At 38.0% G+C, this 20039-nt stretch carries 27 protein-coding genes, 1 other RNA gene and 1 pseudogene; 27 read left to right on the plus strand and 2 right to left on the minus strand.

Annotated elements, in window-relative coordinates; all coding sequences use genetic code 11:
• Positions 1-41 precede the first annotated feature (41 nt).
• The 20 genes and pseudogenes from ssrA (at position 42) to RZO55_RS04900 (ending at position 13872) form a co-directional block, all read left to right on the plus strand.
• Positions 42-384, plus strand: a transfer-messenger RNA (tmRNA) gene (gene ssrA, locus RZO55_RS04805).
• A gap of 150 nt (positions 385-534) precedes the next feature.
• Positions 535-1086 carry a GNAT family N-acetyltransferase gene (locus tag RZO55_RS04810; protein ID WP_318063153.1) on the plus strand — a complete coding sequence of 184 codons (552 nt, stop codon included), beginning with the start codon at positions 535-537 and terminating at the stop codon, positions 1084-1086.
• Positions 1087-1270: 184 nt separating this feature from the next.
• Positions 1271-1414: a hypothetical protein gene (locus RZO55_RS04815; RefSeq protein WP_336624255.1), complete on the plus strand. Its 144-nt coding sequence runs from the start codon at positions 1271-1273 to the stop codon at positions 1412-1414.
• A gap of 546 nt (positions 1415-1960) precedes the next feature.
• Positions 1961-2242 carry a hypothetical protein gene (locus tag RZO55_RS04820; protein WP_318063154.1) on the plus strand — a complete coding sequence of 94 codons (282 nt, stop codon included), beginning with the start codon at positions 1961-1963 and terminating at the stop codon, positions 2240-2242.
• Positions 2243-2529: 287 nt separating this feature from the next.
• Positions 2530-2781: a hypothetical protein gene (locus RZO55_RS04825; protein WP_318063155.1), complete on the plus strand. Its 252-nt coding sequence runs from the start codon at positions 2530-2532 to the stop codon at positions 2779-2781.
• 235 nt (positions 2782-3016) lie between these two features.
• Entirely contained in the window at positions 3017-3553 is a 537-nt protein-coding gene (locus tag RZO55_RS04830; protein ID WP_318063156.1) for a ribonuclease FAU-1 family protein, read from the plus strand.
• Positions 3554-3693: 140 nt separating this feature from the next.
• Positions 3694-3945, plus strand: coding sequence for a VOC family protein (locus tag RZO55_RS04835; RefSeq protein ID WP_318063157.1), 252 nt, complete (start codon positions 3694-3696; stop codon positions 3943-3945).
• A gap of 186 nt (positions 3946-4131) precedes the next feature.
• Positions 4132-4572: a GNAT family N-acetyltransferase gene (locus RZO55_RS04840; protein WP_318063158.1), complete on the plus strand. Its 441-nt coding sequence runs from the start codon at positions 4132-4134 to the stop codon at positions 4570-4572.
• Between the two features lie 132 nt (positions 4573-4704).
• Positions 4705-5220, plus strand: a complete 516-nt coding sequence (locus RZO55_RS04845) for a GNAT family N-acetyltransferase (RefSeq protein WP_318063159.1) — start codon at positions 4705-4707, stop codon at positions 5218-5220.
• Positions 5221-5518: 298 nt separating this feature from the next.
• Positions 5519-6064, plus strand: coding sequence for a GNAT family N-acetyltransferase (locus RZO55_RS04850; RefSeq protein WP_318063160.1), 546 nt, complete (start codon positions 5519-5521; stop codon positions 6062-6064).
• Positions 6065-6211: 147 nt separating this feature from the next.
• Positions 6212-6400, plus strand: a complete 189-nt coding sequence (locus tag RZO55_RS04855) for a hypothetical protein (protein WP_318063161.1) — start codon at positions 6212-6214, stop codon at positions 6398-6400.
• An 18-nt stretch (positions 6401-6418) separates the two neighbouring features.
• A pseudogene (locus tag RZO55_RS04860) lies at positions 6419-7203 on the plus strand (aminoglycoside 6-adenylyltransferase).
• Positions 7204-7225: 22 nt separating this feature from the next.
• Positions 7226-8014, plus strand: coding sequence for a class I SAM-dependent methyltransferase (locus RZO55_RS04865; protein WP_318063163.1), 789 nt, complete (start codon positions 7226-7228; stop codon positions 8012-8014).
• A gap of 72 nt (positions 8015-8086) precedes the next feature.
• On the plus strand, positions 8087-8455 hold the full coding sequence (locus RZO55_RS04870) for a RidA family protein (protein ID WP_318063164.1): 369 nt from the start codon (positions 8087-8089) through the stop codon (positions 8453-8455).
• A 460-nt stretch (positions 8456-8915) separates the two neighbouring features.
• Positions 8916-9488, plus strand: coding sequence for a glycerol-3-phosphate responsive antiterminator (locus RZO55_RS04875; protein ID WP_318063165.1), 573 nt, complete (start codon positions 8916-8918; stop codon positions 9486-9488).
• 65 nt (positions 9489-9553) lie between these two features.
• Positions 9554-10543: a dihydroxyacetone kinase subunit DhaK gene (gene dhaK, locus RZO55_RS04880; protein WP_318063166.1), complete on the plus strand. Its 990-nt coding sequence runs from the start codon at positions 9554-9556 to the stop codon at positions 10541-10543.
• Positions 10544-10561: 18 nt separating this feature from the next.
• A complete protein-coding gene (gene dhaL, locus RZO55_RS04885) occupies positions 10562-11182 on the plus strand; it encodes a dihydroxyacetone kinase subunit DhaL (protein WP_318063167.1) in 621 nt (206 codons plus the stop codon).
• 13 nt (positions 11183-11195) lie between these two features.
• Positions 11196-11576 carry a dihydroxyacetone kinase phosphoryl donor subunit DhaM gene (gene dhaM, locus RZO55_RS04890; RefSeq protein ID WP_318063168.1) on the plus strand — a complete coding sequence of 127 codons (381 nt, stop codon included), beginning with the start codon at positions 11196-11198 and terminating at the stop codon, positions 11574-11576.
• Positions 11577-11626: 50 nt separating this feature from the next.
• A complete protein-coding gene (gene glpK / locus RZO55_RS04895) occupies positions 11627-13120 on the plus strand; it encodes a glycerol kinase GlpK (protein WP_318063169.1) in 1494 nt (497 codons plus the stop codon).
• Between the two features lie 41 nt (positions 13121-13161).
• Complete coding sequence (locus RZO55_RS04900; protein ID WP_318063170.1) at positions 13162-13872, plus strand: MIP/aquaporin family protein; 711 nt, start codon at positions 13162-13164, stop codon at positions 13870-13872.
• A 111-nt stretch (positions 13873-13983) separates the two neighbouring features.
• On the opposite strand, the gene RZO55_RS04905 is transcribed toward RZO55_RS04900, so the two are convergent.
• A complete protein-coding gene (locus tag RZO55_RS04905) occupies positions 13984-14256 on the minus strand; it encodes a GNAT family N-acetyltransferase (RefSeq protein WP_318063171.1) in 273 nt (90 codons plus the stop codon).
• Positions 14257-14663: 407 nt separating this feature from the next.
• On the opposite strand from RZO55_RS04905, the gene RZO55_RS04910 reads away from it, so the two are divergent.
• Both RZO55_RS04910 and RZO55_RS04915 read left to right on the plus strand, forming a co-directional pair.
• A complete protein-coding gene (locus RZO55_RS04910; protein WP_318063172.1) occupies positions 14664-15059 on the plus strand; it encodes a nuclear transport factor 2-like protein in 396 nt (131 codons plus the stop codon).
• Positions 15056-15403, plus strand: a complete 348-nt coding sequence (locus RZO55_RS04915) for a VOC family protein (RefSeq protein ID WP_318063173.1) — start codon at positions 15056-15058, stop codon at positions 15401-15403. The genes RZO55_RS04910 and RZO55_RS04915 overlap by 4 nt, the downstream gene beginning before the upstream one ends.
• 105 nt (positions 15404-15508) lie before the next feature.
• Here the strand turns inward: RZO55_RS04915 and RZO55_RS04920 are convergent, their stop codons facing one another.
• Entirely contained in the window at positions 15509-15679 is a 171-nt protein-coding gene (locus tag RZO55_RS04920; protein WP_318063174.1) for a hypothetical protein, read from the minus strand.
• A gap of 112 nt (positions 15680-15791) precedes the next feature.
• On the opposite strand from RZO55_RS04920, the gene RZO55_RS04925 reads away from it, so the two are divergent.
• The 5 genes from RZO55_RS04925 (at position 15792) to RZO55_RS04945 (ending at position 19973) form a co-directional block, all read left to right on the plus strand.
• Complete coding sequence (locus RZO55_RS04925) at positions 15792-16970, plus strand: winged helix-turn-helix domain-containing protein (protein ID WP_318063175.1); 1179 nt, start codon at positions 15792-15794, stop codon at positions 16968-16970.
• Between the two features lie 13 nt (positions 16971-16983).
• Positions 16984-17466: a cupin domain-containing protein gene (locus RZO55_RS04930; RefSeq protein WP_318063176.1), complete on the plus strand. Its 483-nt coding sequence runs from the start codon at positions 16984-16986 to the stop codon at positions 17464-17466.
• Between the two features lie 103 nt (positions 17467-17569).
• On the plus strand, positions 17570-17800 hold the full coding sequence (locus tag RZO55_RS04935; RefSeq protein WP_318063177.1) for a hypothetical protein: 231 nt from the start codon (positions 17570-17572) through the stop codon (positions 17798-17800).
• A 155-nt stretch (positions 17801-17955) separates the two neighbouring features.
• Entirely contained in the window at positions 17956-18666 is a 711-nt protein-coding gene (locus RZO55_RS04940) for a LytR/AlgR family response regulator transcription factor (RefSeq protein WP_318063178.1), read from the plus strand.
• On the plus strand, positions 18663-19973 hold the full coding sequence (locus tag RZO55_RS04945; RefSeq protein ID WP_318063179.1) for a GHKL domain-containing protein: 1311 nt from the start codon (positions 18663-18665) through the stop codon (positions 19971-19973). Before RZO55_RS04940 ends, RZO55_RS04945 begins: the two co-directional genes overlap by 4 nt.
• Positions 19974-20039 lie beyond the last annotated feature (66 nt).

Raw genomic sequence — 20039 nt, forward strand, 5'->3', positions numbered from 1 at the left:
TCGTGATACTATGATGATGCTCTCTTTTAGAGTACCAGTCAGGGGCAGTACTGGTTTCGACAGGGGCTATGCAGCTGGTGAAGCTATCCGCATGCGATGCGTTAAATGGCAAACCTAAATATAAACGCTAACAACAATAAATTAGCTTTAGCTGCTTAATGCAGCTTGTCGGCCTTAGAGCACTCACACTTTAAGATCCCGGCATCGACTATGTGAGAAACGACGTATGCAAAGCTTTGAGTATACGGACGTATTATGAAGCTACTGAAGCAGTCAGGGTGTTAGTTCCCGGGCTGTGGAGGGAATGTCAATAAACTGACTATGATAGTAGAAGAACAGGGAATTGGTTTTTGGACACGGGTTCAAATCCCGTCTGCTCCACTCTTTTAGAACTCTTGTAAATGCGAGAAAGTCTTGGATTTACAGGGGTTCTTTTAATATCACACGAAAATCAATCATAGTTATTGTAGATGAGATATATCTTCAAAATGATTAATTATGTTTTAATAAAATAGAATGTGTGGAGGAGCATTTATGGAGCATTTAGGAACGAAAAATATAGAAACTTCAAGATTATTATTGCGTAGATTCACACTAGAAGATGCAGAAGCTATGTATAATAACTGGGCATCGAGTGAAGATGTGACAAAGTATTTAATGTGGCCGGCACATAACAAAGTTTCTGTAAGTCAAACAATCCTAGAGGAATGGACGGCATATTATAATAAAAAAGATTACTATCAGTGGGCAATTGCTTTAAAAGAAAATGGATCTCATCCAATTGGGTGTATTGGCGTAACCCATCATGATGATGATGTAAAACTGGCTCATATAGGATACTGTATTGGACAACAATGGTGGCATAAAGGAATTACCTCTGAAGCATTGCAATGTGTAATGGATTTTCTGTTTGACAAGGTTGGAATACAGCGTGTTGAATCAAGACATGATCCTAAAAATGCAAATTCGGGTGCCGTTATGAGAAAGTGTGGTATGAAGTATGAGGGGACGTTAAGAAAGGCTGATTGGAATAATCAAGGTATTTGTGATGCCTGTTACTATTCTTTGTTGGCAAGTGAAAGATAGATGTTTAGTTTAATAAAAATTATATCATGGACTACTAACTGTGAAATATTAGGTTAGTAGTTTTTTTATATTCAAGAAAACTGAAACTTGAAGAAAAACTGTTCTTTGATAATTGAATATTGATAGTCGGAGTGAGATGTAATAACATTATAACAAATACTTAGAAGATATCTGCGGAGGAAATATGATGAAAAGGGTTAAAATAGTCGTTATACGAAAAGAATTCTATCCGGAATTTGCTGATAGTTACTTGACCGAAGGTAAAGATGTTGGGGCCTGCTCCCTTATGGAGGTTGGTGACGAATTTATTTACGAAGGCGGGGCTTGAAATGCCGATGGCATTAGACCGGTTGTGTTCAAGGTGGAAGCAATTCCAGAATGATTATTACTTGCAATGAGCATTATAAAATATAATATTTATTGCCAACTATCAATTTTCGGTAGTTGGTTTTTTATTGTCCAAACCTGGTGACAATATATTTATACCCTCTACCTATGTGTGTAATTATCATTAAAGTAAATTAGGATTTGCAGGATTTCTTATTACTAAAATATATTAGAGATATTACAATATTGATAACAGACGTAACGGCTACCAGCCATACAGAAATTATCGCTATTCCATGAGATGTATCCAAAAGAGTCGACCAATCTTTTACTTTTACTAAATAACTTGTGCTAAAAAGCTGTGCACATATTGAAAAGGCACAGGATATAAAACTTGCCACCGTAAGGGCGGTGTAGATTGGATAGTTGATTTTACTGCATAGGGGAAGGAAATGTCATTATAGAAAATTGCTATTTGTAGGTATGCGGTTGATTGTAATAATGATACAATAAAGAATATAATTATATATTTTAAGGAGGCTTGCGTATGAGCATGAGAGTGTTATGTGTTAAAGAAGATACAAGTTTGGAGGTATTTGAGGTAATCCATGTTTGGTATTCAAATAATATTATAGGTGTTGGCAAGGGATCTACTATTAAGCCGATAGAAGGATTGCTTATGAGAACAGTAAGTGGCGCTAATAATGGCATAAATCTATACATAAAAAATCTATCAATGAAAACTTGCAATGAGATATGTGAATGCTTGTATCAAAATGGATTTGTAGACATTAGAGAATACGGCCCATATGAAGTAAGAAAATACTGAATCACTAAAAAGAAGTCTTTTGACTTCTTTTTTATTTGACTGAAAAAGGGAGGAGCCGGTAAGATCGGGGAAATCCTACCGGCTGAAGTATGAAAAAAAGTATTTATATTAAAAGGTTGTTTGCCTCTTTACAAGTATTAATATACCTGGGAATTGTGACGGGAGTTTGTTAGATCTGTGAAAAGACTGTGAAACAAATATTGTACATTGAGAACTTAATATTGCTAGTCAGTAAGCATGGTGATATTCTACTCATGAAGATAATTTATATTGTGAGAGGTGAAAAAATGGAAAAGAAATTTCTATGCGTGATGGCTGGATATGATGACAAAACCGAACAACATCTTGCTGCCTTACAGAACAGGCTATATGAAGAAGGTTTTATTGGTACACATACTAAAGATTTGCCCCAGCATATAACATTAGGAACCTTTCCAGTCGTAGAAGAAAATGAACTTATTAGTTTGGTAACGCAAGTTTCACGGGAGATCAAACCATTTGAAATCACTTTTAATCATATTGGAGAATTTTGGCAATAGCTTTAATTGGACTCCACATACAACTATGTTGATAGATGAGCCAGAAACTATTTATTCTGCGTTACCGTTTCTGGCGGAAAGTTTTAAATCTTTTCAAGGCTCTATTCAAAATATCCATTTATATGAATTCTGGCCAACTCGTCATATTTGGTCAAAGGTATTTAAAATGAGATAGATAGAAATTGATGGGAAGAGTTATATAGCCTAATAAATAATAACCAGGAGGAGCTATATTTTGAAAAAAAGCAGATTGTCATATGATGAATGGAAATGTATAGTTTCAAAAGAAATGTATGGGAAAAAAGTGGATACCGAATTTATTAAGGGATTCATCGGACTTATAGAGATAAAAGAGGTAAGCGAAAAACAGATATGGAAATTCAATGGTGTAGAAATTACGGTTTGTGATAAAGGGATGAAATGGTTATCTATTCTGCCGCAAGATGATTTTTATTGCATCACTGCTATGATGAATGAAAGAAATGATATATTGGTTTGGTACATAGATATGATAGCAGAACAAGGAATCGACAAAGATGGTGTACCTTATTTTAAAGATCTGTATTTAGATTTGATTGTTTATCCCGATGGAAGAATTATAGTAGATGATATGGATGAACTTGAGGAAGCCCTAATTCAAAAAGACATTACTCAAGAACAATTTAATCTGGCAATCAATACAAGTGAAGAGCTTAAAACTGGTTTACTTAAGGATACTAATGTTTTTTTAGAGTATTCGCAAAAATGTTATGAAATAATTAAAAACTGTTAGTTTTATATGCTTAAAAAGAACATGATGAATTATGAAGGGAATTTTAGAGAAGTAACATATATTGAAAATAAAAACGTAATATTGATAGTTAATGGAATTTCCTGTATGATAAATATAAAAGCAAATTTATAGAGGTAGTTATGATCGAAGGATTAAGTCATGTGACGTTTATTGTTAAGGATTTATTGAAAACAAAGTATATGTTGGAATACCTATTTAATGCGAAAGAAGTGTATTCTAGTGATGGGAATAATTTTTCTATAGCGGATGAGAAGTTTTTTATGGTTGGCAATTTATGGATCGCTATAATGAAAAACGAGAAAGAGGTTTTAAATAGAACATATAACACTTTGCTTTCAAAATTAATGAAAAAGATTATGATGATTATTTAGAAAAAATAAACCATTTAAATCTTGAGATAAAAAAAGCACGTCCCAGAGTTGATGGTGAAGGATCATCGATTTATTTTTATAATTACGATAATCATTTATTTGAGTTACATTCTGGAACTTTAGAAGAAAGGTTAAATAGATATTATTTCACATACTAGATAAACAAAAAATGAGGGGGATATCCGGTTGAAGTACAGAAAAAGTGATTTAGACGATTGTAAAGCAATCTATTCTTTAATTTGCGAATTGGAAAACAGGGAACTTCCCTATGAAAGATTTTGTACGATTTATCGGAAACAGTTAAGTGATTGCAACTATTATTGTTTGGTCTGCGAGCAAGATGACATAGTGATTGGCGTTTTAAATATACGATTTGAATCACAATTACATCATGCTGAGCATATTGCAGAAATCCTCGAATTTGCAGTTTCCAATACCTGCAGAAGCAAAGGAATTGGAAAAGAATTGTTTTCCCAAAGCTGCGAGATTGCAAAAGATAATGGATGTTCACATATTGAAGTGGCCTGCAACCAGATACGCAAAAACACACATCGCTTTTATATGAGAGAAGGTATGCACAACTTACATTTTAAATTCTCCAAACGTTTATTTGAAGATAGTATTTAAAAGAATATTGTTGGTAAAAGAATTAGTATTTAACATATTATCACACATTGTAAATTTAATATTGATAGTTAGCGAAATAAAGAGTATTCTATTAATTATAATTATTTATAAAAACTTAGGGGAGACATAAAAATGAAATTATTCTTTAGACAATGCACACAAGAAGATATTTGTACGCTTCGAGAGTTTTCATACAAGACATATAATGAAACCTTTGAAGAAACGAATACTCCTTCCAATATGAAAGCTTATCTGGATAAGTCATTTGATATAGAAAGACTACGTGTGGAATTATTAAATGCTAATTCAATGTTTTACTTTCTGTATTCAGATGGGGAATTGTCCGGATATTTAAAGCTAAATGAGGCTCCTGCTCAAACAGATATTAACGATGGGCAGTCATTGGAAATTGAAAGAATATACATAGCAAAAGAATTTCAAGGTAAAGGCTTAGGCAGCGAATTAATGGATAGAGCAATCGAGTTGGCAAATATGCGTAAGAAACTATATGTTTGGCTTGGTGTCTGGGAAGAAAATAAAAAGGCCATACTTTTTTATAAAAAGAATGGATTTTATCAAATTGGAACGCATTCTTTTTTTATGGGAGATGATGAACAAACGGATTATATTATGCGTAAAAATCTATAGCTATTTGCGTTACGAACATGATGCAAAAGCCAATAAAATTAAATAAGTAAAGAAAATCACTAACTATCAGTATTAAGCTGGTAGTTTTTTTATATTCAAAATGGAGAAAGTTAATTCATAAAACTGAAATTTAAAGGAGTAATTAAACTGAATTTATATCCGAGACATTGCCGGAGCATAGAGCATATGTTTAAGTCAGATAATTGGCTAAGAACATTGGAAACTTAATATTGATAGTTAGCCGGATATTTAGTAGCCTATTGTTATATAGACAAATAATGTTTGGAAAGGTAAAAAAATGAAGTACTATAAACAGGTAAAACTGAAAAATGGAAAAGCATGCATCATCCGGAATCAGAATTGTGAAGATTCAAAGGAAGTTCTGCAGCATATTATTTTAACGTCTGTTGAAACTGAGTATATGTTAAGTTACTTTGATGAAATTTTAATGACTGATGAGGAGGAAAGGACACATCTTAGTAATATAGAAGCTAGCCCAGATGAACTTTTGATTTCTGCGGTTATAGACGGAAAAATTGTTGCTAATGCGGGATTAAGCCCGGTTTCCAAACTTGATAAGTGTAGGCATAGGGCAGAATTTGGGATCTCCATTGAAAAGAAATACTGGGGGTGGGGAATAGGATCGTGCATGATGTCTGCAATTCTCGAAATAGCTGGTAAGGCTGGCTATGAACAGGTTGAATTAGAAGTTGTAACAGATAATCAACGTGCAATTTCTTTATACAAAAAATATGGATTTAAAATATTTGGTACGAATGAAATGGCATTTCGCTGTCGTGATGGGCAATATCAATCCCTGTATTTAATGTCTCGTAGATTATGATAAACTATAAATTAAAAATGTCGGAGGATTATTAACTATCAGTATTGAGCTGATAGAATATCGAGCAAACTATAAATTTTAAAATCTCATTTTTTTAAGTATATAACAGATTGATTCCAGGCATGGCAGTACGAAAACTTGCAAATTGTGCAGAATGTAGCTGCCCCCTTGAATGACAGACGGGTGGGAGCAAAAACGCCATGTGCGGTTAAGGGAGATAAATGTTATGATTGTAACAGTCCTGACCGGATTTGTCGTATTATTTCGGTAATTGAACGTGCTCCATTAGGAATGAAGTGTGAAATTATTTTTGTGGATCAGGAATTGGGGTATTAATGCTGGAGGGGAAATAAGATGAGTAAATACACGAAATTAATCAACAATATTGTAGCGTTTGGAAATAGTGATGATAGAATAGCTGCAATTATTTTAGTGGGGTCACAAGCACGTAAAGAGAAATCTTCTGATGAATATTCTGATTTGGACTTAATCGTTATAACAGAAGATACGAATTACTTTGTTCAATCTAACGATTGGCTTGATAAAATCAGTAAGTATCATATCTTGTTTTTAGAAAAAACAGCTGATGGTGCTGATGAAAAAAGAGTGCTGTTTGAGGGTGCATTGGATGTGGATTTTGTTATTATATCGGAAAATGATGCCAGGGCGGCTTTTAAAAGTGGTAAAAAGCCCGAAATACTATTGAATGATTATCGTGTATTACTAGATAAAAAGGAAATGCTAGCTGATATTTTTAGTCTTCAGCAAACAAAAGAGTCGTATTGTTTTCCGCAGGAAGCTGACTATGTTAATATAGTCAATGATTTTTGGTATCATGCTATATGGACATCTAAGAAGTTATTGAGAGGAGAACTTTGGGAAGCAAAGTTTTGCCTGGATAGTTATACAATACATGGTATTCTGGAAGATTTGTAGATACCTGGGCGGAACAAGAGATAAGAGATCAATTAGCAAAATCTTTTGCACATTATAACAAGGAGGATATGATAACTGCATTAAAAAACACGATGGAATTGTTTCGTTATTTGGCCACTAATATATCAGTGGCAGTCAGCTATAGATATTGTGACGATGCAGATGATTATTCATCGAAATGGGTAGAACAAAATTTAAAATAATTGAAAATAATGGAGATATCTTATGAACTATATATTAAAAAATAAAGAGGCTTGGGAAGAAGCATTTGATCACAGACAAGCAAACTGGGGAGAAGATAATTATAAGCTCCTCCTTAATGAAAAACTTCCTTTTTTTTGCCCGGACTTGGCACTAGAATTAAATAATATTGATTTTGAAGGCAAACAAGTGGCGCAATTTTGCTGTAATAATGGCAGGGAAATTTTATCTCTCATGCAATTAGGAGCCAAATCAGGTGTAGGCTTTGATATTGCCGATAATATTATTAAACAGGCAGAAGTAACTGCTGAGATGGCAGGTATTGGTAATTGCAAATTTGTTACATGTAATATTTTAGATATTCCTGAAGTATACAATAATTCCTTTGATTTTATCATGTTCACCGTTGGTGCGATTACCTGGTTTGAAGATTTGAATTCATTATTTAGTAAAGTGTCAGATTGTTTAAAACCAGGAGGAATTCTTCTGATCCATGATTTTCACCCATTTATGAATATGCTGCCTATGCCGGGAGAACCTGATTATGATGAACAACATATGAATAAGCTGGCGTATTCGTACTTCCGGAAGGAACCGTGGATTGAAAATGATGGTATGGGGTATATGTCTAATCAATATAACTCAAAGACTTTTACGAGCTTTTCACATACAATATCTGATGTCATTAATTCAATTATTCAAGCGCCTATGAGATTGATGAAAATAAATGAATTTAATTATGATGTGGGCTTATCTGATGTATATAATGAAAAAGGATATCCCCTATCTTATATACTCAAAGCTCAGAAATAATAATTGAATATTGATAGTTGGCGTGATATTATAAAAAGAACATGAGTTCTGTATTGCAGAGGGGGATTATGAATGATTAGAAGAATGCCAACTCATTGTGGGGATGAAACTTGTTCGTCATGTGTTGTTGCTGGAGATTACATTTTCCTGGCCCACCACGGAGGAGGACAGGAAAAAGAGGATATTATTCACCAAATGAGACATACGTTTGAAAGTATGAAGAAAACGCTTGCTTCTGTTGATGCAGCTCTTGATGATATGGTACAGATAAATCTTTACCTCAGAGATATTTCGGATTTTAGAGTGGCAGCTGATGTTTTTAAAGAATACTTTAAGAATGGAGCACCTGCAAGGATGACAACAACAACGGAATTTGTTGGTAAGACCTGCTTATGCCAAATGGATGGAATTGCATATAAACCATTACAGCAATTAAATTGATAGTGGGATACTTGTCATTGGAAGAAGAGGGGGAGAATGTGAAATAAATAACGGAACGAGTGCATTTTTAGTCACATTCAGCTGCTTTTTGATATGATTCCAAAATTTCATGTATAGCTCCTTGGAATAAAATAATGTACAAACAGGTGGAAAACAGTAGAAATAGCAAATAAGCACGTATGATGTTGCATATAATATTGAAAATATGTGAAAAATGCATGTAAAAAACGCTTTGTTAAATAAAAAACAATGCAAAAACACAATAAAAATAAAAAATAAGATAAAAACATATTGCATAATGCACAAAAGTGTGATATATTATGTTTAGTAAAATCCTTGAGAAAAGAGTGCAGAAACGGCAGCAGAAATGCTGATTAGTTGCTATGCGCTCTTTTTTTGAAAGAAAAAATAAGTTCATATTTATGGAGACAAGTCAATAGAAAATAAAGGGGTGCTGAGTGTGGACAATAAATTATGGACAGTGATTGAGAATAATCCCATTATTGCTGCGGTGAAAGACATGGCTGGTCTTAGGAGATGTAACGAATCAGATGTGAAAGTGATTTTTATATTGTTTGGTGATGTCTGTAACATTGATCAGATTGTGAATGAGGCCAAAAGAGAAGACAATATCATCATGGTTCATATGGATCTGCTGATAGGCTTAAGCGGAAAGGAGGCTGCAGTTGACTTTATTAAGGCTCATACAAAGGCAGACGGGATTATCACCACGAAACAATCCCTGATTCAACGCGCCAAAGAGGTTGGATTATATACGGTACTGCGTTATTTTGTAATTGACTCCATGGCTCTGGTGAATATTGAAAAACAGAATAGCTGCTGTGCAGTACAGCCCGATGTAATTGAGATTTTACCAGGAGTTATGCCTAAAGTGATCAGGAAGATCTGCAGAATCAGCAAAGTGCCGGTAATTGCCGGCGGGTTGATTTCCGATAAAGAAGATGTTGTGTCAGCGCTGGCAAGCGGTGCACTTTCTATATCAACCTCTGAACAGGCGGTGTGGTTTATGTAAGAGAGTATGTTATTTGCTTTACAACATATAGAAGCTGTTTTTAATGTGTAAGGAGGTCAATTAATATGAAGAAGTTCATGAATGAAGTGTCAAAGGTAGAAGATGAGATGATATTGGGACTGGTTAAGGCCTATCCTCAGTATTTGAAGAAGCTTGACTGCGGTAACGTGGTGATTCGAAGCAAACGGAAAGAGAATAAGGTTGCATTAATAAGCGGTGGCGGAAGCGGACATGAACCGGCACATGCAGGTTACGTGGGCACCGGGATGCTTGATGCGGCCGTTGCCGGGGCGGTTTTCACCTCACCGACACCAGATCAGATTTATGAAGGCATAAAAGCGATTGCCAATGATGCCGGTGTATTAATGGTAATTAAAAATTATACTGGTGATGTTATGAATTTTGAAATGGCGGCAGAGATGGCAGAGACCGATGGTATATTGGTAAAACAAGTAGTTGTTAATGATGATGTGGCAGTGAAAGACAGTCTGTATACAGTTGGCAGAAGAGGTGTGGCAGGAACTGTTTTTGTGCATAAGATCGCAGGAGCAGCGGCTGAGAGAGGGGAAGACATCCATAAGGTTCAGGCAGTGGCCCAGAAGGTAATCGACAATGTCCGTACTATGGGAGCGGCAATCCGTCCGTGTACCGTACCCGCCGCCGGAAAGCCTGGATTTGAACTGGCTGATGATGAAATGGAAGTGGGAATCGGGATTCATGGCGAACCCGGAACTCATCGGGAGAAAATAAAACCTGCCAATGAAATCGTTGATTTACTCCTTGATAAAATACTTTCGGACATAGATTATACGGGAGGTGAGGTCGCCGTCATGATTAATGGTTCCGGTGCAACCCCGCTTATGGAATTGTTTATTATTAATAACCGGGTATCGGATGTTTTGAAAGAAAAGGGCATTTCTGTTTATGCTACCTTCGTAGGCGAATATATGACATCCATTGAGATGGAGGGCTTTTCTATTTCCTTATTAAAATTGGATGAGGAATTAAAATCGCTGTTAGATGAAAGAGCAGATACACCTGCATTTAAAGCATAATAAGTTTGGAGTGATGAGATGAACAAAGAAAAATTAATTCATGTAATTGATCAGATGGCTGCTGCCATGGAAAGCCAGAAAGAATACCTTACAGAGCTTGATAATGCAATCGGCGATGGGGATCATGGCATAAATATGGCAAGAGGATTTGGTGAAGTTAATAAAAAAAGGGATACTCTTCTTAAGATGGAAGCTGGAGATATGATTAAAAATCTCGGTATGATTCTTGTGGCGACTGTGGGAGGAGCCTCCGGTCCATTATACGGCACCGCTTTTATGAAAGCAGGAACATATTTGAAGGGGAAGGAAGACATTACGTTTGAGGACTTTCTGGAAGCCTTGCAATGTGCAATAGAAGGAGTTATGGCAAGGGGGAAAGCTGTGGAAGGCGAGAAAACGATGCTGGATGCCATGATGCCTGCAAAGCGTGCAATGGAGAAGGAATGGAAACTCACCGGAGATGAAAAAAAATCCATGGAAGCAGGTCTGGATGCCGCGAAAGCAGGCGTCGAGTTTACAAAGACAATTGCAGCCACAAAAGGAAGAGCAAGTTATCTGGGAGAACGAAGCATCGGTCATCAGGACCCAGGTGCATCATCGTTCACATTCCTGCTGGAAGCAATTGCTTCCCAGATATAACAGGAGGAATGTTATGGTTAATTTTGTAATTGTATCCCACAGCCGGATGTTAGCCGAAAGTGTGGCTGAATTAACAAAACCAATGGCTGCCGGCGTGAAAGTGATTCCTGCCGGCGGACTGGAGGATGGCAGCTTCGGTACCAGCTACCAGATTATTACTGATGCGATAGAGAAGGCCTATACTGAGGCTGGTGTTCTGGTGCTTATGGATATGGGAAGTGCGGTCATGACAGCGGAGATGGTATTGGAAACAATGGAAGACCGTAAAGTAAAGATGGTAGACTGCCCAATGGTGGAAGGTGCCGTTGCCGGTACTATTGCTGCAGCCGGCGGACTTGATATGGAAAGAATATACAGGGATCTGACAGATTCCGGATATGTTAATAAGTTTTAAAAAGTACATCATGTGCTTATTAAATAAGAAATTAAAGGAGGGTATTACTGATGGCGAAGTACGTTATAGCTTTGGACTCAGGAACAACGAGCAACAGATGCATTTTATTTAATGAGAAGGGAGAAATGTGCAGTGTAGCTCAAAAGGAGTTTACCCAGTATTTCCCCAAACCAGGCTGGGTGGAACATGATGCTAATGAAATCTGGTCTTCTCAGTTGGGAGTGGCGGTAGAGGCAATGTCAAAGATTGGTGCGACAGCGGAAGACATTGCTGCAATTGGTATTACAAATCAGAGAGAGACAACAATTGTCTGGGACAAAGCAACAGGAGAACCGGTATATCATGCAATTGTATGGCAGTGCAGGCGTACTTCCGAATATTGTGATTCTTTGAAAGAGAAAGGACTCACAGACTCCTTCAGGCAGAAGACAGGTCTTATCATTGATGCATATTTTTCAGGAACAAAGCTGAAATGGATCTTAGACAATGTGGAAGGTGTCAGAAAAAGGGCGGAAGCAGGAGAATTACTTTTTGGTACGGTTGAAACCTGGCTTATCTGGAAATTGACAAAAGGCAGAGTTCATGTGACTGATTATTCCAATGCGTCAAGAACCATGTTATTTAACATTCAGGAATTGAAATGGGATCAGGATATCCTGAAAGAATTAAATATTCCGGAATGTATGCTTCCGGAGGCTAAGCCTTCAAGCCTTGTTTATGGTGAGTCTGATCCCCAGTTCTTTGGCGGTCCGATCCCTATCGGAGGTGCAGCCGGAGACCAGCAGTCAGCGCTGTTTGGCCAGACCTGCTTTACCGCTGGTGAAGCAAAGAATACATATGGAACCGGTTGTTTCCTTCTGATGAACACTGGAGAAAAACCGGTATTTTCTAAAAATGGACTGGTTACAACGATTGCATGGGGTCTTGACGGTAAGGTAAATTATGCCTTGGAGGGTTCCATCTTTGTTGCAGGTGCTGCAATTCAGTGGCTGCGTGATGAGATGAAGCTGGTTGACTCTTCTCAGGATTCCGAATATATGGCGAAAAAGGTAAAAGATACCAACGGCTGCTATGTAGTTCCGGCATTTACAGGACTTGGCGCTCCTCATTGGGATCAATACGCTAGAGGAACCATCGTGGGTATCACAAGAGGGGTGAACAAATATCATATTATCAGAGCAACTCTGGAATCCCTGGCTTTCCAGGTGAATGATGTCATCAGTGCAATGCAGGCAGATTCCGGTATTACGCTCAGTACATTAAAAGTTGACGGCGGAGCCAGTGCAAATAACTTCTTAATGCAGTTCCAGTCTGACATTATGGGAGCTCCGGTACACAGACCGGTGTGTGTTGAGACAACTGCCATGGGAGCTGCATATCTTGCAGGTCTTGCGGTTGGATATTGGGAAAACAAAGAAGCTGTTGTGAAGAACTGGCAGATCGACAAAATATTCCACCCCGAGATGAGCGAAACCGAGAGAACCGAACTTGTAAATGGCTGGAATAAAGCAGTTAAATGTTCTTATGGATGGGCAAAAGATTGATATCAGATATTAAAAACTGTTATTTCAGGAGGTAAGGGAGTATGTTGATTTTTGTTTCAGAACTGATAGGTACTATGCTGCTTATCTTACTTGGTGATGGGGTCGTAGCCAATGTAACATTAAACAAGTCCGGGATGAAGGGAGGCGGTCCGGTCCAGATCACATTAGCCTGGGGCCTTGCAGTTATGCTGCCTGCATTTATCTTCGGAGCATCGTCAGGCGCGCATTTTAATCCTGCGTTAACAATTGCACTGGCAGCGGAAGGTTCCATAGGTTGGTATGTGGTGCCCACTTACATAGCAGGACAATTCATCGGAGCATTTCTTGGAGCAACACTGGTTTATGTATTATTCAAGGGCCAGTTTGACCTTACTGAGGATCCAGGAACGAAACTTGGAGTATTCTCTACAGGTCCATCCGTGCCAAACACCGGACTGAATCTGTTAAGTGAAGCAATCGGAACATTTGTCCTTGTGTTTGCAATCAAAGGAATTGGGAATGTAAAAGATGTAGCACCTGGCGTTGATAAATTGCTTGTATTTGGAATTATTGTTTCCATTGGTATGTCTCTTGGCGGATTAACCGGATATGCCATTAACCCCGCCCGTGATTTAGGCCCGCGTATTGCACATGCATTGCTTCCTATTAAAGGAAAGAGAGATTCAAACTGGGGATATTCATGGATACCCGTAGTGGGTCCTATCATTGGCGCACTTGCGGCAGTTCTGTTATACAATGCCATTCCATGGTAGAATGAAAAGTTAATATAAATACTAAGTGGGGTCAAAGGTCAGGTAATCGGCATGTATAGAATGCTGATTACCTGGCCTTTCTTTTTGGTGATTTAACAGAGCTTAAAATAATTATTTCAGCAAGTCCTGATACTCCGGATGCTTTTCAAACCAGTTAATCGCATAGGAGCATGTCAGGACTGCTTTTTTTCCCTCCGAACGCAGTTGATCTGCAGCAGCTTTCATCAACTGGCCTGCGATACCCTGACCACGGAGGGAATCATCCACAAACGTATGATTAATATTAACGGTATTGCTGTCTACATCTGGAAATGTGACTTCGGCCAGCAGGCTGCTGTCGGAATGATAGAGTGCAATCCGATTGGGGGTGTAAGTAAAATTCATAGATAATACCTCCTGTTTTGTAATGAAACGATTATATCACTTCATAACCAAGGGATCAAGGAGTTACGGCTGATTAAGTCTATAGATTCATAATGAAATGGCAATAAAAAAAGAGCACCGTAAAAATTGGGGAAACGATGCTCCAAAGAAGAGTTATAGTAAGTATAACCTAAAAATATCATTATGTAAAGTTGAAAATTTGTGAAATGTGTGAAAATGCGTTGAATGAAACATATTTTCACTATATTAATACATGATATAAAAAAAATAACGTTATATGATGTTTTGCATAATTATTTTAATACCTTTTCTTTTTTTAAACATGACAGACAGATGTCTCTCTTTATATGGTAATATTAATCTGTGCCTGGTTCATAGAGCGGAGTTGATTTTGGAGGAAAACAAGTATGATTGAAAAAATACAGATGCAGCTTTATTGGAAGTACATTGCACAACAAAATGCGGATCAGATTTTGGCCTTCTTTCATGAAGATGGGGTAATTCGCTGGCATTGTTCAAATGAACAGTTTACCGTCCATGAATTTATAAAAGCTAACTGTGAATATCCTGGGAAATGGAACGGGGAGATGGAACGAATGGAACAGATTGGTGATCAGATTATTACGGCAACACATATTTGGTCGGACGAGGTGTCATGCCATGTGGTTTCATTTTTTCAAATAGAACAGGGTAAGATTAAACAACTGGATGAGTATTGGGGCGATGATGGGGAAATTCCCGAATGGCGGCTTAAGATGAAGATTGGAAGACCAATTATTACCGGATCAGGGAGCAGTTTATGAAATGCAAATTAAACGCTCTATATTTATGTGTGAAGAATATGAATCGTGCCATTGATTTTTACGAATCATTTTTAGAGCAGCCAGTCACCGTAAGAGATGAGATATACAGCGTATTTGAGATAAATGGTTTTCGGATGGGGCTGTTTGCTTATGAAAAGATGAAGGAGAATCATACGTTTGGAAGCAACTGCCTTCCGAGCCTGGAGGTTGCAGATAAAGATATTTTGGAACAGAAGATAAACGGAATGCAGGTTGTTTTTCCCATTACTAAAATCGGGGAAAACTGGGTCTGTGAATTTAAGGACAGTGAAGGAAATCACTTGGAGATGACCACTCCGTTTTGATCTTTCTTGACTGCGGGAGGTATTGGAGTTAATATTCTTAAAAGGAGGTGTTTTCAAACAATTTTTCGGGAAACTCTTATGGAGAAATAATTATGATCCTATGTATTATTGTTTTTTTCTGAATAATCCTTTTTGAAATAACATACTAAAGACAATTCCCATTGCTAATCCGATTAAAAGATTATTAATTACTGAAGCACAGATTAAACCAACGCTGATGCCCAGTACCAGGCCGTTCTGATCAGAGTCATTTTTGTTAAAGTATGAATTTGGCATTATGTATTACCCCTTACGTTTTTTTATATATTACATCAGTAATACTGCTAAGTATACTGGTATTTTCTGAGAGTATTACATATTTAGGGGACATATGAAAAGAGAGGAAAAGATGGAAATTATTAATATTACGAAGAACCAGGCTTGTCGTTTTCTGTTGCGAAAGCAGGGGCTTTCTGGAGCGTATCAATTTAAAGGAAAACAGGGGATTATGGAATATATCCGTCAGGCAGGCTGTATCCAGTTTGATCCGGTTGATGTGTGCGGGAAGAATGCGGAATTGGTTTTGCAGTCACGGATAAAAGGATTTTCCAAAGAGATGCTGACTGATCTTCTATATCAGGACCGGGTGCTTGTAGATTATTTTGATAAAAACCTTTCTGTTTTACCTGTCAGTGACTGGCCGTATTTTGAACGTTTCCGAAAACAGCACCTGCAATGGGAACGCAGCCATAAGGTGATTCATGAGGCGCAGGAACAGGTGAAGAACTACATTGCCAGTCATGGTCCGGTTTGCTCTGCAGACCTTGATATGCCGGATAAGGTGGACTGGTACTGGAGCCGCACCAAGTTGTCCAGAGCAGTTCTTGAACATATGTATTTTACCGGAGAACTGGCTGTTCATCATAAATCAGGATCGATCAAGTACTATGATCTCATTGAAACCTGCATTCCTGAGACGATTTTATCAAAGCCCGATCCGTATCCGGATGAGCATGATCATCAGACCTGGCGTGTTTTACGGAGAATCGGCGCTGTGGGACTTATGTGGAACCGGGCTTCTGATGCATGGCTCAACATCGGCGGTCTGAAATCAGCAGAGAGAAACGCAGTTTTTACCCGGCTTATTGAGGAAGAAAAGATAAGAAAAGTCCAGATAGATGGGATCAAAGAAGAACTTTATATGCTGGCAGTGGATATTCCTTTAGCAAGACAATGCAAAGAGAATAAAAACTGGAAAAAAAGGTGTGAATTCATTGCCCCTTTAGATAATTTATTGTGGGACCGAAAATTAATACAGGCTCTTTTTGGATTTGATTACAAATGGGAGATTTACACTCCGGCAGATAAACGAAGATATGGACATTATGTTCTGCCGGTAATTTACGGTGATCATTTTGTCGGCAGAATTGAGACTTCTGCGGATAGAAAAAGCAACAGACTGCTGGTGAAAAACTTATGGTTTGAGCCAGGCATTAAGCGGACAAAGACAATGGATGAAGCCATTGATGCTGCAATTAACCGATTTTCAATTTTCAATCAATGCATGGAAATCGTAACGGAAGAATAATGGAGAAATATAAATGAAAATAAAAAATATAGAAAAACTTTCAGAACAGTTTATCTGGAATGATGAAGTGGGGCTGGTTACGAAATCGCTGGGGGAATCAGCAGGAAGCCAAAAACTTTATGTAAGTATTGATTATGTGCCTCCCGGGGCATTCAGTACGAAATATCACAGTCATTCACAGCAGGAGGAATTTTTTCTGGTTTTATCCGGAAAGGGAATTTTGCGGTTGAACGGACAGGAACAGGAAGTGGGAAAAGATGATTTTATAGCAAAACCTGCAGGAAAAAACATTGCTCATACATTTTTTAATTCGGGCAAAGAGGTTTTGGTGATTCTTGATGTGGGAACAAGGGAGAATGAGGATACCTGCTACTATCCCGATGAGGATGTTTATATGCAGAAATCCAATGGGGTAAGACGAATATTCTCTGGAAAACTAACAGACGAATCCTGGTCATCTGATCCAAATTCCAGAGAAAATAATTCTATTGAATAAATGGAAAAAATTACCACTTCCATAATTGTTTAATACGGTTGATTTTTACTTCCATAATTGTTAATATATGGTTAGAATACTAGAATCAGTAAGGAGACTTAATATGGCAAGAGGAGTAAGAAAATCATCACTGGAAAAGCTTCAGAAGGAATTAGCTGAAGTACAGGAGTCCATTTTGCAGAACAAGAACTCTATGGCAGAATTAATTCAAAAAGAAAAGGAAATTAAAGAGAAGATCAGTCTGGAACAGTTTAAGGAAGTATCTTCCATTCTGGATCAGCAGAATATGTCGATTGCAGATTTAAAAGAATTCCTGATCTCCAGGGCAAAATAAGCAAAATGACAAAACTTTTTATGAGGTGCCTTATAGGGTGCCTCTTTTTTTATAAAACCACAGTGGTTTTACGGTTCAATCATATTGCCAGCTGGAAAAAATTGTTGTATCCTTAAAAAGATGTACCGATTAATCGAACCGAAGGAGAGAGAACTATGATTCGAATTGCAGTAGTGGATGATGATGCAGGGAGTGTTTCACAGATAAAGGAATATTTACTCCGGTATCAAAGTGAACGAAATGAGCAGTTTCACATTCTTACTTTTTCTGACGGAGATGAAATCGTTGAGAACTATAAAGCGGAGTACGATATTATATTGCTGGATATTGAGATGAGATTTATGGACGGGATGACGGCGGCTCAGCTGATCAGGGAAAAGGATCCGGAAGTAATTCTTATTTTTATTACCAACATGGCTCAATATGCCATTAAAGGTTATACTGTCCGGGCAACTGACTATGTGTTAAAGCCGGTTTCCTATTTTTCTTTTTCCCAGAGACTTGATAAGGTGATTGGGCGGATAAACCGGAATGTTAAAAAATTCATGGCAGTTAATATAAAGGGAGGTACGGTGAAGTTGTATCTGCCGGACATTTATTATATTGAAAGTCTCGGGCACCGGCTTATCTTTCATACTCTGACAGGAGAATATGTAACCTTTGGTGCCATAAAGGATGTGGAAGAAAAACTGAAGAAATTAAATTTCTTCCGATGCAGTAAGGGCTATTTATTGAACCTGGAGCATGTGGAAAGCGTACAGGATGGGTGTGCTCTTATGAATGGGGCCCGGCTGCCAATCAGCAGGACAAGAAAAAAGGAGTTTATGGAAGAACTGACCAGTTATCTGGGAGGTGCTTTGTCATGAACCATATTACACTGACTGAGATTCCCAGACTGTATACGGGGCTTGCGGAATGGGCTGCATGCAGTATCTATGTATTGAATCTGAAGAGAAAGTTTAAAGGGCCGTCCCTGGCTGCTGTCATGCTCCTTGCATGTTTTCTGCAATGCGCCATGCAGCTGGCTGCAGGAACCTTCCCCAAGTCACTGTGGATTCCTGGAATGCTTCTGGCAATCGGTCTGATGCTGGCATATTTAAAGTTTACCTGCCAGGTGACAGCCAGCAGTGCAGGATACTATTGTGTACGGTCATTTATTCTTGCGGAATTCACGGCATCGTTGGAGTGGCAGCTTTATTATAATGCGGTATTGAATACCCAGATAACGGTGCTGTGGCTGAATATTCTTGTTTTTTTCATTGTCTTTGGGACTGTGTTTGGAAGCTCTTATTATTTAGAGAAAAAACATATCCGGAAAGAAAATATTACGTTTAAAGAGCTGCTGTTTGTGGCAGCCACCGGACTGACTGTATTTTTTGTCAGTAATTTAAGCTATGTATATGCCAACTCTCCCTTCAGCAGCCAGATTACCAAGGAGATATTTAACATCAGGACGCTGGTGGATTTAAGTGGTCTTGTTATCCTTTTTGCATATCACATATTAAGGCAGGACATGCAGGTAAAATACGATTTAGAGGCCATGCGCAACATCCTTCAGAGCCAGTATTCTCAATACCGCAAATCAGGGGAAAGCATAGAGATGGTCAACCGGAAATACCATGATTTAAAACATCAGATCGCCGTACTGAGAGCAGAACAGGACTCTGAGAAGCGTATGGCTTTTTTGGATGAAATGGAAAGCGAGATCCGGACCTATGAAGCCCAGAATAAAACAGGCAATACGGTGGTGGATACCATACTGACCGGAAAAAGCATGACCTGCCAGAGACATAACATCGAGCTGACCTCTGTCGTTGACGGAAAGCTCTTAAATTTCATGCATGTTATGGATATCTGTACTATTCTGGGAAATGCTTTGGATAATGCGATTGAATGTGCGATCCAGATCGAGGAAAATGAGAAACGGCTGATCCATGTGGAGGTTCTTTCTAAAAAAGAGTTTGTTGTTCTGCGTTTTGAGAATTATTATGAAGGCAGCATCCAATATGAAAACAATCAGCCGGCAACCACGAAGGCGGACAAAGAGTATCATGGGTATGGTATCAAGAGTATAAAATATACAGCTAAAAAATACAATGGCTGGGTGACCATTGATACGAAGGATAACTGGTTTAAGCTGAATGTGGTCATCCCCCTTCCAAGAGAGGATTGATTTCAAAAAGCAGCGCTGCCTCCCAACCGGACAGGCAGCACTGCTTTTTGTGCAGAAAAACGAACC

Origin of the sequence: Clostridium boliviensis (genome assembly GCF_033342255.1) — a bacterium.
Taxonomy (GTDB): domain Bacteria; phylum Bacillota; class Clostridia; order Lachnospirales; family Lachnospiraceae; genus Lacrimispora; species Lacrimispora boliviensis.